This window comes from Streptomyces sp. AC550_RSS872, from assembly GCF_019049285.1.
Classification (GTDB): Bacteria; Actinomycetota; Actinomycetes; order Streptomycetales; family Streptomycetaceae; genus Streptomyces.
This window is the reverse complement of sequence record NZ_JAGMUL010000052.1, coordinates 1-13,612: the sequence shown is the minus strand read 5'-3', so window position 1 is coordinate 13,612 and position 13,612 is coordinate 1. Positions and strand designations below refer to the sequence as shown.

Sequence of the window (13,612 nt, the reverse complement as noted above, 5' to 3'; positions counted from 1 at the left end):
GGCAGCGGGTGTCTGGACGCGGCGATTTACCGACGGGTCTCCCGCGCACGCTCGACACGCGCGCGATGCACGCCGCCGCTTGGTGAGGCGCAGCGGTCACCCGGCGGCCTTCCGCAGTCCGGGCAGGCGATGTCGTACGCCCCCGGTGCCCGACGGCGTCGGTCCGCTTTGGCCTGGCGGTCCGCCAGGATGGGCTCGATCCGCTCGTAGTGGGGGCTCTTCGACACGGCACCAGTACCGGTCCGGGTGTTGGTGACACAGTTCTTGCCCGCCGCGGCTCCGCAGCGCGGGCAATTCCTCTTGATCCAGTACCGGCGGGCCACCTGCTGGTGCCGCACCGCCTGCGGTGCTCCCAGTGCAGGGGCGGGGCGGGCGGTCTGCGCCGGCGGCCTGCCGATGTCCGCCCGCGTCTTCCACACGGAGATCTGCTCCTGCTGGTCGGCCTCGACATGGTCGCCGGCATCTGATGCCGCGTGCAGGAGCTCTCGCACCAGCTTGCGCATCACCTTCGGGGACCCGGTGTCCCCGCGGCGCTGCAGCGTTGCCAGCAGTGTCCGCACCCGGTCGGCTGCCCGCCGCGCCCGGGCGTCCTGCTGTTCGGCCAGCTTCGCCGCCGCCTCCGCTTGCAGCTGCTCCGCGTAGGCCTGCTGTTGTTCCGCGAGATACCCGGCCGCCACGTCGACAATGGTGATCTCGGTGGCGGTGCGGTCGTGGCTCGCGGTCGCGTTGACGCGCGCCAGCCGCTGACGGACCTGCACCGTGTCGCGCGCGGCGAGGGCGTCCTCCAGGCGAGAGAAGAGCTCTCGCCGCACCTGGGTCTGGTCCTCCAGCCAGCGTTCCGCGTCCGCAACGGCGGCCGCCAGCTGGTCCTGGAGCTCCCCCTCCACGCCTGTCAGATCGGCGATGTCGCGGCGCACCTGGGTGACCACGAGGACGGATTCCACCCTCATGGCGTCGGCCAGCTTGCGCAGCAGCACCTGCGCCCGCGCGCGGGCGTCCGGGGCCTTCCTGGCCTTGGCCACACCCCACTGGGAGACGGGGCGTGTACTGCGGGAGCGCACGATCTGCTCCACTGCCGGCGTCGACAGACCGCGCTCCGTCATCTCGCAGTCGTCCAGCGCGAACCACTCGGTTTCCCGGGCGAACGCCTCGGTGCCGATACTGACCTTGCGGGCGGTGCCGTCGCTGTCCAGCCGGATGCGATGGACATACCAGCGGTCGATCAGCGTGTCCCGGTCCACCGGCACCGACACCCCAAGCACCGGCTCACGGCCCTCGTGGTCCCACGCGGGCGGCACCGCCTGGTCCAAGTGCACGCGCAGCCCGCCGCGGGGGAACCGGATGTCCACCACCGAGCCGATCGGAACCCCGTCCGGCTGGACGAACGCGACATCGGCCGACAGGTCCCGGTCACGGAGCCAGGCGGCGGCCGCCGACTTCACATACAGGTGGTCGGCGCTGTTGACCCCGCGGGCACGGCGGCCGCACAGGTGCGGGTGCCCGTCGGGGCCGGGGTGGTGGGCAAAGTGACAGACCCGGTCGGTGTACAGCTTGGTGGTCAGCTGCAGGCCGCAGCCTCCGAGCAGCAGACCGCACTAGAACGTGTCGTGCTCGTGCTGGCGGCGGAAGGCGTCCAGCTCGATCGCCTCCAGCGGCAGCATCAGCGGCTCCTCCGAGTCCGCGCCTCCCAGGACCGCCGTCTGGATCTGCCGCCTGTCACCCCGCACGAAACCCCACCTCTCGTCCCAACTCATCGTGCCAGCCACGCCGTTGACCTCACAGACCATCACCGTGCTCACGCCGTCGTACGCAGCGAGGCAGGCTCGGCAGCAGCGGCCGGCGTGCCATCCTGCCGGGCGGCACGTTCCGCCCGGGCCCGGCGCAGCGCCAGGGCACGGGTGGCCTCGGACTCGCGGCGGCGCTGAACACGGGCCGCCGCGATCGAGGCCGGCTCACCGCCCGGCGCTGACTCCGGCTCGGGGAACGCACGGGCGCTGAGCTCGCGCATCGCCTGCGTCTGCCGCTCCACCGCTTCCGCGATGTACGGGTCGACGCGGCTCGGGTGCGCGGCGGACTGGTGCGCGTCGAGCGCGCGACGGTAGCCCTCGCACGCACTCTCCCTGGTCTTCGCCGGCCCCAGCGGCGCGGCCGCGGACTGCGGGGCGCCGTCGTCCAGGTCAGGCACGGACATCGAGCCGGGCGCGAGGATCCGCAGGGCGCGCACCACGGTGCGCCCGGCCGACTCGTTGGCTGCCTCGATGACCCGGGCCTGCTCCGGGCGCAGCTTCGTCGCCCAGGCCGTCGACTCCGGGCACCGGTGAGCTGGCCGGAGTACCTGCTCGTTGCTGCGCTCGCCGTGATCGCCCGGCGTGATCACCTGCGCGCGCCCCGGTGAAGCACGGCGGCCCCGCCGGATCGGACGGGGCCGCGTGCGTCTGCTGTGTGGTCAGGGAGTGAGGTCCAGTACGCGGACGGGTTCTCCTGCCCACCGGTGCGGGGCGGTGGTGGCGATGATCGCGCCGTCGGGACGGTCAGGGGTGGGCTGCGCCGTGTAGTGACTGTGCGCCGCCGCCCAGGTGTTTTGCCGCGCGACCACGAGGGCGGCAGCCAGGTCCAGATCGAGGACAGTGATGCCGGGCAGGGAAGCCAGATGCTCGGCTGTGCCGGGCCGGGCGCGATCGGCTTCTACTAACGCGCAGGCCGGGGCGTACAGGAACCAGCCCGCTTCGGCGTGGGCGCGGTGGATCAGACGGGAAGCGAGGACGTTGCCCTGGCCGGCTGCGGCCATCGCGGTGTCGTCCAGGACGATGTGCACGGCGTCGCTCACCGGCTCGTCACCTGGGCCAGACGCCGGTCCAGCTCGCTGTCCAGGTCCTGCTCCTCGGCAGCGGTCGGCGCGTAGCCGTTCCACTCTTTGAGCGCAGCCCGGGCTTGCTCCGCCCGCTCAGCACGCTCGGCCGGAGTCAGCAACGTCTCAGCGAGACGGGCGAGATACGCGCGCAGCGACAGCCCCTCAGCGGCAGCTATGGCGGCCAGCCGATCTTTGGCTTCCTCGGGGATGCGGACATTGGCATCGGACATTGTCGTGCTCCTTCCCATCCCTCAAGGGTACGGGTACGTACCCGTACCCTTCCCGGCGTGTCGGCTCCGGAACTGAGTGGTCTAGACCCTCGCTGGTGCTCTGCCCCGCTCCAGCAGAGGTCGCGCAGGTCCTCGCTACCCTTACGGACCTGAGCGGGGAGGGCGACACGGTGAACGTGTTCACGTGCCGTAAGTGCGGCGAGCTGTACGACCCCGGGGTGTCCCTGGCGAAACCTCACGCATGCCGGCAACGGCAGTCCACTGCCGGACAGCAGACGGCCGCGGCATGGCGAGAAAGCGTCGGATGGCGGGAGGGACAGGGATTCGGTGGGGTGCGCCGTCAGCCGCGACGAGAGCGGCGGGACTTGCGGATGGCCGTGGCCTGGGGAGTCCTGTCAGGTCTGGGGGCCGTCGTGTCGATCCTGTCCGGCAGGCGGGTACGGCGTACTGACTGGGTGAAGGCCGCGCAGCAGCCGCGGGCAGGCGGGTTCGGCGCGGGTGGCGACGGCGGCAGCGCTGGAGGCTGACCAGAGCCACTCGCCGGGAGTCGGTTCCTGCCTGCCTGCCTGCCTCGCCGTCGCGCTCACGGGCACGGTTATCTCCATCGGCCCAACGTCGGTCACAGTTGACTGCCGGTCCCACCACTTTCCCGGCCGATCCAGAGGTCACCGCAGCGACGTGCCGTCGCTCAATCGGGCCGGCCATCTATGCGCACCGATGTCGCCTCCGAGCGCCCGCCGGAATGTCCGTACGCCTTGGAAGTCAAGGCGGCTCGCACGGATTTCTGTGCAGATGGCGAGGTGCTGGGAGCTCAGAGCCGCCTTCGCATCAAAGGTGACTTCCGTCACGTCGTGTAATTGAGCGTGCAATTTCATCTTCGCGCAAAGTCGAGGCAAATTCGATCTCCATTGCGAGGGTGCAGCTCATTGAGGGTGGCGGTTCATGGCAGATGGTGGCGAAGGGTGGCGATGAAGGAGTGCAAATCTCGCGCGGCGATGCCTGCGAGGGGATGAGGGGCATTCGCTGAACTATCCCCTTGAGCAAGGCTGCTCGTTCCCGGGACGTGATCGGGTTAGCTGTTCCCCAGAGCAATGAGGCTCGAGGTGACCGTGCGCCATACGGGATGGGTGGACGTGTTGCCCTCCAGGAAGGGAAGCGATCACCGTGCGCTGCGAGGCAACCGCTTCCGTGCCCACCGTCACAGCCGTGCGCAGAGTGCCTCCTCGGTGTGCCGCCTGGTCCGAGACCCACACCGTGGCGTTACGGGCCGCCGATGCTCCAGGAGTTGGGGACTCTTCCGGCCGGGGTGTCTGGCATTGTCCGTGCCCAGGTCGCGCAGGCGCGGCCTACGTGGGGCCGCAGTTCGGGTCCGAGGCGTGCGCGAGCGGGGCAGAAGAATCCGGCAACGCGGCCGCGCCGGGATTCCGGCAGATGCAGCCGCTGAACTGCACATTCACATCCGCATGTGTGTCCCACCTGCGCAAGCGCACAAGGTGGGACACACATGCGGAAAAGAAACTGACCGCCACGTTCCCGAGCTGCGGAAAGACGGTTCAAAGGCACGGGCGACTCACGGTTTGCCAAAAGGACAGTACTGCGGGAAAGCCCTCTCACTCGTTCGCTCAGCGGTGCGTGGATGCTGCACCATCACTCACCACGCAGAGCCAGTCGAGCGATAACAGCGGTACTCCGCTGCCCTGTTGACCCGCAGTGCTTCGCCATCCTGGAAAGGAAGAAATGAACCTCTTGCCTCGCGTGACGTCTTTCGCCCGGCCGCGCCCGGTGACGAGACTGGAGGCTCCGCTGCTGGTGCTGACCACCCAGGTCGCGGCTGCCCCTGCGGACCGCGGGCTGTCGGCGGGTCCGGCGGCTGTGGGAGCGCTCGCATTCGCGCACTGGATGCCGGGTCGGCTGCGCAGCCGCCGGCATGAACCGCACTCCGCGGAGGTCTGAGAGCACCATGGGACGCCGCGAGCAGCCGATCAGCCCGTGCAGCAGATCCCTGCAGACCCTGGCAGCCTGGCTTCGGTCCGGCCGCGAGGCAGCAGGACTCACCTATGAACAACTCGCTGCCCGCACGCCGTTCAGCCCAGACACCCTGGCGCGTGCCGTGTCGGGGAGCAGCGTGCCAAGGAACGTCAAGGTGGTCGTGGCCTACGCGGGCGCCTGCGGGCTGCCGGAGACCGAGGCGGAGAGGCTCTGGAAGCTCGCCCGCCGCGATGAGGCCCGCGCCGCGGGGGTGCTGAACGGCCGGCACAGCGGGCCGCACATCAGCATGGTCAAGGACTTCGCCGACCTCCACTCGGCCATCGTCGAGCAATACCAGAGCGCTGGCAGCCCGGCGCTGCGCAGCCTGGACGCCCGGATGGGCGGCCACGGGCAGCTTCCGCACAGCACAGTGAGCCGGGTCCTCAAAGGCCAGTCCCGCCCCAACCGCCCATTCGTCCTGGCGTTTGCCGAGGCTGTCAATGTCCGGCGATCGGAGATCGCGGAGTGGGGCAAGGCCTGGGACCGCGCGGACCGGGACCGGCGCAGCACGCGCAGTCGGCGGGCCCGGGCTCAAGATGACGTCCAGGACCGGCTGACCAAGCACGACCGTGTCACGCCCCGCGATCTGCAGCTGCTCATGAGCGACCTGGAGGCCCTGGCCGGCCGGGCGCCGGGTATCAAGCTTCTGGTCATCCCGGAGGCGGAGTACTCCCAGACCTACGGGCCCGCCTCGCGCATGACCCGGGAGCTCCTCGTCGACCAGGCGCAGCGGCAGGGCGACTTGTCCTGCCCTCGATGCCACAGGCCCTCCTTCGGCTACGACGGCTCCCAGGGGTGGCGCGCCGAGCTCTGTACTGACTGCACGCCGTCGGCCCTCGCAGCTGCTGCTCCGTCTGGGCATGAGCCGCGAGAGCTCCCGGTCTTGCCGTCCGAACGGCCCCGGTTGCCGCGCCGGGTGCCGGGCCAGTCGTGGCCGCCCCCCGGCATGCCGGTTCACCTCGGGACTCTTGATACGGATGTATTCGAAGCCATCGGCCCGCCGGAAGTGTGCTGTCGTCTGTGCCGGGGCTTCCACGAGGCAGGCGATGCCTGCCGGCCAGCGACCGGCAGCAGGGAAGTGGTGGCCGCAGACCACGGTCACACCGCTCCCGCGAACAGCCCCGCGGCCACCGGGCACGGCTCGGAGGAGGCCGCCTGTGAGATCGGGGAACTGGCCGCTCTCCCTGGCGCTGCCGGAGGTGCCGTCCAAGGCAGTGGTCCTGAGGGCGTTCGGATCCAGTCGGTCACGGTCCGGACGACGATCGGCATCGGTGCTCAGGGCCTCATGCCGGCGGCATCCGGAGACCAGCGGGCGCTCGCCGCCACGGGGCCGGCCTCCCGGTGGCCTCCCTAGAGCAGGCCAAGTCGCGAACCGCAACGGGCCCCGTACATGCCCGTGAGGGCAACAGGGCGAGGGAGGCGGCGGGCATGACAGCAGAGCCGAGGCCCGTCAGGACGGACCCCGGCTCGGGAGGGACCAGGTTATGGATCAATTGTTGAGCATCGGGTGCACAAGTCGCCTGCGAAATCGAGTAGTTAAGGGGTCAAGCGGGGCTGCTGGCTGAGTGCTCCTGCAACGCTGTCGCTACCTGGGCCTGGGCTTTGGCGACGTACGCCTCGCTGGCCGCGCGGAACTCGGGGCTGGCGACGCGGTCTCGCACATAGACGTCCATACCGTCCCTGATGACGGTGTTGGCGCTGACAGCCAGCACTGCAGCAATGGCCTGGATACGTTCGAGTAGCTGGCTGGGCATGCGGACGGACACCACAACCTGCCGGTCTTTTTCCTCGGTTGTCTTTCGCTCGCTAGGCACGTGTCTTCCCTTCGTCGGGGCGTGGATGCCCCGATCGCGCCAGCGCTCGGGGCACGCCATCCCGGTTCACACGGGTGCTGTGGGTGGTAGCCGCAGCACCCTTGCTGACTGAGCGGCATCAGCGTATGGCACTACAGGACTACGGAGTTGGCGGTGTGTCACATTTCTCATGGGTTCATAAGTTCTGTGTCACCTCCTGCTCAACTAACGCTGTGGCAGATGCCACTACACGACTTCAAGAGTGTCGACTCATAGATGTAGTTGCTCGTGGGATCCTCCCCATGGACTACATGATTCATCCAGTAGGGTTGCGCTACTCAGCGGAAGCAACTGAACACGCGGCGCGCACGCCGGGGCGCGTGCGCCCTCACCCAAGGAGCCTCACTTGCACCTCCCCTTCAACGGCGACGGAGTGAAGGAACCCTTCAGCGCCGATGCCATAACGGGACTCGCCGCCGACACCGCCCTGCGTCAGCTGGACGCCCTCACCCGCGAACTCGCCTACGGCCAGGACCTCGAACAGGAACTGACAGCCAGTCAGAAGCTCGACAAGGTCCTCGCGCTGACGGACGAGTGGTCACGCTCGCCGCGACACCGCCCTCCCGCAGGTGTACCCCGCCAGGAGGAGTGCTGGGACACCAAGGCCGCCACGGCCATGCGCCGGATCGCCCACGCGGTCCTCGACACCCTGCGCGACGTCACCAACGTCTCCGGGCAGCCCATCACCGTCCTCGGCGCCGACGGCGACCTGGCCGAACGCACCGACGCCTTCCGCGCCCACGTCCGCGCCGAACAGCCGGCCGTCTCCGTCTCCCCCAGCGGCTGCATGCGCCGCTGGCTCGCCACCGGCGACACCACCGCAGTCTCGCTGTCCATCGTTACGTACATCCCTGGCAAGCCCCTGTACGCGGCCACGGTCACGCCCAAGACCGCACTGTTGTCGGACTGCGCTGGCTCCTGGCGCCTCACCCTCACCGACGGCTGGCAGGCCATGACCGGCGAACCCCTCATCGCCGACCCCGCCCCCGGCTACATCGTGCTGCCCCGCTCTCTGGAACACCTCGCATCCCGACTGCGCAGGCACTACACGGAACCGCTGTTCGTACACGACACCAGCTCGGCCATCGCCCAGGCCGTCCTCGGCGGAGCGGTCCCCGTCGCCGTCCACTCCACCGGAGACGTCCTGAACTCCGCCATCCTCCCCGTCGCCATCGGCCACGGCATGATCGTCCGCTTCCACGACAGCGGCCAGCTGCTCGAAAAGCCCTGGGAAGCCAGCAAGTACATGTACAAGGCCGTAACCGGTGAAATCCCCTTCGGTGACGGCCTCGTCATCGCCCGCGACATCTGGGCAGCCCGCCGCGTCAGCCGCGTCCTGACCCGCGAATACGAACTCCAGAAGCAGACCGACCCCCTCGACGCCTTTCTCGACGAGTTCCTCGACGACGAGTTCGACGGAAAGTTCGACGACGACGGCCTCTACGGCGACGACAAGGAAGACGCGTAACCCCCCGTCAGCACCGCGCCCTCACCCTCACTCCCCGACCCCGGCCGGTACCCGCCGGCCGAACCCCTCAAGGAAAGCGCAGTGGACCATCTCACCCTTATCCCCGACGCCTCCGGCGACGAACCGCCCACCTCCTCCTCAGGCTGGCGCTTCAGCGTGATCCCGCCCAAGGACGTACGGGCCCGCTGGTACCGAAAGATCAAAACGTTCCGCCGACCCGCGGGCACCCTGGCCCTGCCCGCGATCACCGCGACGGGCAGCCTTCACTTCACCCACACCCTGCACGACAGCGACACCGTCATGGCCCTCGGCCTGACCACGCTCATCGTCATCTACGACGGCGTCATCGCCATCTGCCGCACCTGGCAGAAGACCACCGTCCAACCGCAGCACCACACCAACACGGTGCGCCGCGCCGCCTGACCGAACACAGCTGGCACACATACCACCAGCTCCGTCCCCCCACCGTGCTCCGACCCCCGGGTCGGAGCACTTTCTGTACCTCGACCAGCGCCCGCAGCAGCCGAGGCGCCGTCACGAGACGTACGAGTGTGCATCCGTTCACCGTGCACGACTTCCGCACCGCGATCAGGCGGAGGCCGCCTTGGCCCAGGGTGACTGTCCGACTTACCGCCCCTGCGGGTGAGTGGACAGAGGATCCCGGGCGCGTCCAGGGCCTGGCTCACTACGAAGATCATGCGTCCTTCGCCGGTCTTCGAAAGGGAGTTTCGTGCCTTCCACCGCCGTACGGGCTGCGGCCGCCGCGCTGTCCGCGCTCACGGTCCTGCTCGCCCCCGCCACCGCTCACGCCGCCCCCGGCGACACCGTCGTCATGCCCGTCCGCGACGCTCTCGCTGCCCTGCCGGTCCAGGACGAGGACCGCACCGGTTACACCCGCGACAAGTTCCGCCACTGGATCGACGCCGACCGCGACGGCTGCAGCACCCGCAACGAGGTTCTCCTGGAGGAGGCCGTCACCGCCCCTGAACAAGGAGCCCGCTGCCAGCTGAGCGGCGGCTCCTGGTACTCGCCGTATGACGAAACCTACTTCACCGTCGCCCGCGGCCTCGACATCGACCACCTCGTGCCCCTCGCCGAGTCCTGGGACTCCGGCGCCTCTGCCTGGACGGCGAAGGAACGCGAGGCGTACGCCAACGACCTCGAGGACGCCCGCGCGCTGATCGCGGTCTCCGCCGCGTCCAACCGCTCGAAGGCCGACCAGGACCCCGCCACCTGGCAGCCGCCCGCGGCCGGCTACCGCTGCACCTACGCCACCGACTGGGTCACCGTCAAAACCCGCTGGCAACTCGCCATCGACCCCGTCGAACAGGCCGCGCTCTCCGACATCCTCAGCGAGTGCCCAAACAACCCGATCGATGTCACCCTCGCCCGCTGAACACGAAGGTGGGTCCGCCGCTACGGGGGAAGCGGCGGGCCCACCAGTCCCATGGTGCCCCAATGCATGTGCCTGAGTTCTGGAACCGCGGCCGGTGAAACACCTTCGGCCCGGCCCGCTGACGGGCTGGCCCGGGCTCGTTCCGGTCTTCCGAAGCGTTCGCAACCAAGGCCTCACCTACTGGGAGACCAGTGCTATTTGCCCTCCTCTGCCAGCCGTGCGAGTTCCTCGGCCAGACGCTGCTCGGCTTCCTCCTGCTGCTCGGCAGCGCGCCTCAGCGCCTCCATTACCTCAGCCGACGTCTGCTCGGACTCGGACATGGGTCTCCCTCCCGGTTGTGCGTTGAGGTGGCTGGCTGCTCATCGGCCCAGGAGGCGGCGGCCGGTGTCGTACTTCCGCCGGATCGACGACTGCTTGTCGGGGTCGCCGAGCAGCGCTTCGGCGATGCGCCGCCACGAGTACCCGTGGACGTCGCGGAGCCGGACGACCTGGACGGTGAGGCGCCGCTCCAGCAGCGCACCCAGCTGAGCCGTGTGCGCGCTGGCGCGCAGCGCGGTCTCCGGTGATACGCCCTTGAGTCCCACATCGTCGGGATCGCCCAAGGCTTCCAGCGCGTAGGCAAGCTGGTCGCTCTCGACGGCCGCAGCCAGATAGCCCTTGGGGTCGTCGCGCTTTGGGTCCCAGGTGATCTCTGCGGTGTGGCCGGTCGTCTTCTTCACGTGCACGGACACGGTTGGTCCTTGCTGCATGGGGGACACGGCCCCTGTCGGCAGATCGGCAGGGGCCGTACCAAGGGCTGGAGTTGGATCAGAAACGGTAGATGATGTCGCCGTGGTGAACGCCGCCGATGACACCGTGGTGGTCGCCCTTGATCACGGTGGTGGAGTTCGAGCCCTTGTCGTGCACCGTGGTGGGGCCTGGCCGCTGCCGTAGCGGGGGCAGCCGGGCTGCGTCGCCTCGCGCGTCGGCCGCCTGAATCGCCTCGGCGTTGTCCTTGAACAGTCCCATGGTGTCTCCCAGGTAGCGGCGTCGGTGGTGTCCGGGCGGCATCATGCCTCCCGGAGAAGTGTGCGCATTGCGCAAGCCGTGGGTGCTGACTCACCCAGGCGCTGGTCGACCGCAGTTCAGCTGTCGATGTGCACGGTGACGTACATGCCCCCTGGCACACCACCGTGCTCGCGGATCCGGACCTTCTGTCCATCCTTGATGCCTGCGGGGATGCGGACCTTATGGGTGACCTTCCATCAGGCCGTCCTCGATGACCGAGACTCCATCAGCGCCGCAACGATCCGATCCTGATCGCTGCCTCGAACGCACTCGAACGGCCGCCCGCCCTCCGCCGTGTTTCAGCCCTTGCACGGAGTCTTTAAGTCAGGCCGCTTCGTGTGAACATCAAGCCCCTTCCACCTGGCCAGACTACGGATCGAATGTGGTTGATCACGCAAACTGTGGGGGACACGTGGCCCGTAACGATCTAATGACCGCCCTCCTGGACACCCGGCGCGCACTGGAGGAACAGGTCACCGCGCTGGGGGACCGTGTGGAAAAGTCCCGCCGCGAGATCACCGACACGGTGACCTCCCAGGTCTCTGATCTCCACGCCGACAACCGGGAGACACGCAACCGCGTCAACAGCGCGTCCACTTCGCTCTCAGAAATCAACAGGTCCCTGCCCGGACTGCGCCAGGAGGTCGCTGACCTGTCACATGCCGTGCAGGAACTGCGCACCGCGGTTGGGGACCTTTTCAGCCGTCTCCCCGAGGCCTTCGCGTCGCCTTCTTCCCCCGGCGCCGACAATGCGCCCCATGGGCAGGCGCTGCCGCTGGAGGGTCCCGGCCGGGACGCGCACGGGAACGACGGCTTCGCGCCGGAGCCGGACACGACCGCTTCCACGCACGAGGACGCCGACACGGGCGGCACAGCAGTCTCACCGTCATCCGACCGGCCTGCCGAGGCCGGCCCTCAGGATGCTGCTCAGCGCCGGGCCGCAACCGAGGCGGCCGCCACCGCACACCCAGACGCAGCGCCTGAGGCAGAGCCTGGAGCCGCCCCGCCCAGGGACAGCAGCGACCTCAACGGGGAACTCGCCCGCCACGACAACGTGCTCGCAACCGCGGCTACCGCCGGCACCGTGCACCTGGTGTGCCACCGCGACATGTGGGACTTCGTCCAGGAACACGCCGCGGACATCCCGCACTTCCGTGCCCCAGCAGCGCCCTCCGAAGAAGGACACGACCGGCTACGGATCACCCTGTCCGGCCGTTCCGTCATCGGTGTCCTGATCGCCATGCGTGACACCCAGCTCAAGAGCGCGAAGTACGGGAAAGACGACGGCACCTGGGCCCTCTCCGGTGCCGTGTATAAACGGCTGGCGCACGACCTCACGACCACCAGCCGCAGCGGCACCCAGCCCCTGACCGTCATCTTCGACGACGGCATCAGCATCCCTGCGGAGCCTCAGTCCTGACACCGCCAGCCACGTCCGCTCCCTGCGCAATCTCGCCGCCCACCACGAACCGCTGATCGACGGCGTTCCCCTCCCGGGCCAGACAAACATGCCGAAGGCGCCCGCCTGACCACCCCGAGCGCCCCCGCCCGACCTGCGACCTTCTGCCCCCCCACACACACGGGCCAAGAGACCAGGACGAGTTGGGCGAACCGCTGGTGAAGCAGTCGATACCTTCACACGCACGGAACGAGGAGGAGTGCATGGAGCTGGAGCCCGGAATCGCTCTCGGTGCGGCAATAGCCAGCGCTGTTGCCGCAGGGGTCGCTGTCTGGCAGGGGCGCGAGGCCAGTAAGTCGGCGAAGTCAGCCGACAGGCAGGCAAAAGCGGCCGAGGAACAGGTGCAGCTCATGCGTCGGCAGCTGGAGAGGGACGACGACGACCGCCACATCGCCTTGCAGCCGGACTTTCACGTGTCGGGCCACCTGGACCGGGAAGGCCGGTACATCAACGAGCCCAGGGGCCTGCTGACCGTTTCCCAGAAGGGCGGTGCGGCGCTGGAGAGCGTGACAGTCCGGGCGAGCGGAGCAAACGTGTGCGGCGTCTACCTGGAGACGCGCGACGAAGAGTTCACAAGTACGCCCGAGGTCGAGCTGGGGCCGATGACCGACGGAACGGAGCAGTCGTTCGGCGTCGGCTTCGACTACAACGTGATGACTCCAGTTCGAACGGAACTGGTGTTCACATGCCAGGAGAAAAACGGCAACGGCCGGTGGGACGTACACCGGGTGATCTCCCTGAGCGAACTGCCGCCAACCCCACCTCCGCGCCAGCTGAGAGGCCCTCTAGGTGTCAGGTAGCGGGAACTGCTGACCGGCCGCAAAGCGTGCGAGCACCCGCCCTTACAGCACGCCTAGCAGGGCGTTGTCCTCCCACTGGTCGACGACTTCGAGGTAGCCGGCGAGACCGGGAACGCTCAAGGCCGGCGTCGCCCCGGATCCAGGTCTCCGTGTGCTGCCTCTCAGGTGGCTTGCGGCCAGGTCCGCAGCAGGACGTTGATCCGGGCGGCGGTGCAGGCGGGGTCATGGAGCGGGTCGCGGAGGGCGACGGCATCCTCGCGCGTGGGCTTGACCGGGATACCGGAAGCCTCCAGGTACATCACGCCGGTCGCGGCGGCCACGGCCATGTTCGAGCGCTCCAGCCAGCGGCAGCGTCCGAGGGTCGATGATGAGCCGCTGTTACGCCCGCCCGGGAGTTCTCACGTCGGGTGCCGCTGCTTCATGTCGGCCGGTCAGCTGGTGCTCGGCGTGGGTCCGGCCAGGCCGTGCAGTAGCAGGGCG

Annotated in this window: 16 protein-coding genes and 1 pseudogene; 7 read left to right on the top strand and 10 right to left on the bottom strand. The window is 68.8% G+C overall.

The features are described 5' to 3' along the window. Window positions 1-26: 26 nt before the first annotated feature. The 5 genes from KUM44_RS22150 to KUM44_RS22130 all read right to left on the bottom strand — a co-directional run bounded on the left by KUM44_RS22150 (window position 27) and on the right by KUM44_RS22130 (window position 3,081). Complete coding sequence (locus tag KUM44_RS22150; protein ID WP_308402692.1) at window positions 27-1,442, bottom strand: hypothetical protein; 1,416 nt, start codon at window positions 1,440-1,442, stop codon at window positions 27-29. Between the two features lie 153 nt (window positions 1,443-1,595). Beyond that, window positions 1,596-1,766, bottom strand: coding sequence for a hypothetical protein (locus KUM44_RS22145; RefSeq protein ID WP_217210231.1), 171 nt, complete (start codon window positions 1,764-1,766; stop codon window positions 1,596-1,598). A 29-nt stretch (window positions 1,767-1,795) separates the two neighbouring features. Beyond that, on the bottom strand, window positions 1,796-2,377 hold the full coding sequence (locus KUM44_RS22140) for a DciA family protein (protein ID WP_308402691.1): 582 nt from the start codon (window positions 2,375-2,377) through the stop codon (window positions 1,796-1,798). A 69-nt stretch (window positions 2,378-2,446) separates the two neighbouring features. Further along, window positions 2,447-2,827, bottom strand: coding sequence for a hypothetical protein (locus KUM44_RS22135; protein ID WP_217210229.1), 381 nt, complete (start codon window positions 2,825-2,827; stop codon window positions 2,447-2,449). Continuing rightward, on the bottom strand, window positions 2,824-3,081 hold the full coding sequence (locus tag KUM44_RS22130) for a hypothetical protein (RefSeq protein ID WP_217210227.1): 258 nt from the start codon (window positions 3,079-3,081) through the stop codon (window positions 2,824-2,826). Before KUM44_RS22130 ends, KUM44_RS22135 begins: the two co-directional genes overlap by 4 nt. 1,755 nt (window positions 3,082-4,836) lie before the next feature. On the opposite strand from KUM44_RS22130, the gene KUM44_RS22125 reads away from it, so the two are divergent. Together KUM44_RS22125 and KUM44_RS22120 are read left to right on the top strand one after the other, a co-directional pair. Further along, entirely contained in the window at window positions 4,837-5,034 is a 198-nt protein-coding gene (locus tag KUM44_RS22125; protein ID WP_217210225.1) for a hypothetical protein, read from the top strand. Then, on the top strand, window positions 5,009-6,463 hold the full coding sequence (locus tag KUM44_RS22120) for a helix-turn-helix transcriptional regulator (RefSeq protein WP_308402690.1): 1,455 nt from the start codon (window positions 5,009-5,011) through the stop codon (window positions 6,461-6,463). Before KUM44_RS22125 ends, KUM44_RS22120 begins: the two co-directional genes overlap by 26 nt. Window positions 6,464-6,653: 190 nt before the next feature. Here the strand turns inward: KUM44_RS22120 and KUM44_RS22115 are convergent, their stop codons facing one another. Further along, window positions 6,654-6,923 (bottom strand): hypothetical protein, encoded by a 270-nt coding sequence (locus KUM44_RS22115; RefSeq protein WP_217210222.1) that lies wholly within the window; start codon window positions 6,921-6,923, stop codon window positions 6,654-6,656. Between the two features lie 385 nt (window positions 6,924-7,308). Between KUM44_RS22115 and KUM44_RS22110 the strand changes: the two genes are divergently transcribed. From KUM44_RS22110 to KUM44_RS22100, 3 genes are all read left to right on the top strand, one after another. Then, window positions 7,309-8,430 (top strand): hypothetical protein, encoded by a 1,122-nt coding sequence (locus KUM44_RS22110; RefSeq protein WP_217210221.1) that lies wholly within the window; start codon window positions 7,309-7,311, stop codon window positions 8,428-8,430. An 81-nt stretch (window positions 8,431-8,511) separates the two neighbouring features. Continuing rightward, complete coding sequence (locus KUM44_RS22105; RefSeq protein WP_217210219.1) at window positions 8,512-8,853, top strand: hypothetical protein; 342 nt, start codon at window positions 8,512-8,514, stop codon at window positions 8,851-8,853. Between the two features lie 307 nt (window positions 8,854-9,160). Continuing rightward, window positions 9,161-9,826, top strand: a complete 666-nt coding sequence (locus KUM44_RS22100) for an HNH endonuclease family protein (RefSeq protein ID WP_308402689.1) — start codon at window positions 9,161-9,163, stop codon at window positions 9,824-9,826. Window positions 9,827-10,020: 194 nt separating this feature from the next. Here the strand turns inward: KUM44_RS22100 and KUM44_RS46820 are convergent, their stop codons facing one another. The 3 genes from KUM44_RS46820 to KUM44_RS22090 all read right to left on the bottom strand — a co-directional run bounded on the left by KUM44_RS46820 (window position 10,021) and on the right by KUM44_RS22090 (window position 10,834). Continuing rightward, window positions 10,021-10,146, bottom strand: coding sequence for a hypothetical protein (locus KUM44_RS46820; protein WP_302186030.1), 126 nt, complete (start codon window positions 10,144-10,146; stop codon window positions 10,021-10,023). 39 nt (window positions 10,147-10,185) lie between these two features. After that, entirely contained in the window at window positions 10,186-10,557 is a 372-nt protein-coding gene (locus tag KUM44_RS22095; protein ID WP_217210217.1) for a hypothetical protein, read from the bottom strand. A gap of 76 nt (window positions 10,558-10,633) precedes the next feature. Continuing rightward, window positions 10,634-10,834 carry a hypothetical protein gene (locus tag KUM44_RS22090; RefSeq protein ID WP_217210215.1) on the bottom strand — a complete coding sequence of 67 codons (201 nt, stop codon included), beginning with the start codon at window positions 10,832-10,834 and terminating at the stop codon, window positions 10,634-10,636. A 469-nt stretch (window positions 10,835-11,303) separates the two neighbouring features. Between KUM44_RS22090 and KUM44_RS22085 the strand changes: the two genes are divergently transcribed. Together KUM44_RS22085 and KUM44_RS22080 are read left to right on the top strand one after the other, a co-directional pair. Beyond that, on the top strand, window positions 11,304-12,293 hold the full coding sequence (locus KUM44_RS22085; protein WP_217210214.1) for a hypothetical protein: 990 nt from the start codon (window positions 11,304-11,306) through the stop codon (window positions 12,291-12,293). A gap of 242 nt (window positions 12,294-12,535) precedes the next feature. Next, window positions 12,536-13,132, top strand: a complete 597-nt coding sequence (locus KUM44_RS22080) for a hypothetical protein (RefSeq protein ID WP_217210213.1) — start codon at window positions 12,536-12,538, stop codon at window positions 13,130-13,132. Between the two features lie 161 nt (window positions 13,133-13,293). On the opposite strand, the pseudogene KUM44_RS22075 reads toward KUM44_RS22080, so the two are convergent. Continuing rightward, window positions 13,294-13,494: pseudogene (locus tag KUM44_RS22075) on the bottom strand (fic family toxin-antitoxin system, toxin component); the annotation flags it as partial. Window positions 13,495-13,612 lie beyond the last annotated feature (118 nt).

Excerpts from the sequence above, each read along its gene's own strand:
- KUM44_RS22130 (WP_217210227.1), bottom strand. The coding sequence starts at position 3,081 with ATGTCCGATGCCAATGTCCGCATCCCCGAGGAAGCCAAAGATCGGCTG.
- KUM44_RS22120 (WP_308402690.1), top strand. The coding sequence starts at position 5,009 with ATGAACCGCACTCCGCGGAGGTCTGAGAGCACCATGGGACGCCGCGAG.
- KUM44_RS46820 (WP_302186030.1), bottom strand. The coding sequence starts at position 10,146 with ATGTCCGAGTCCGAGCAGACGTCGGCTGAGGTAATGGAGGCGCTGAGG.
- KUM44_RS22090 (WP_217210215.1), bottom strand. The coding sequence starts at position 10,834 with ATGGGACTGTTCAAGGACAACGCCGAGGCGATTCAGGCGGCCGACGCG.
- KUM44_RS22085 (WP_217210214.1), top strand. The coding sequence starts at position 11,304 with ATGACCGCCCTCCTGGACACCCGGCGCGCACTGGAGGAACAGGTCACC.
- KUM44_RS22080 (WP_217210213.1), top strand. The coding sequence starts at position 12,536 with ATGGAGCTGGAGCCCGGAATCGCTCTCGGTGCGGCAATAGCCAGCGCT.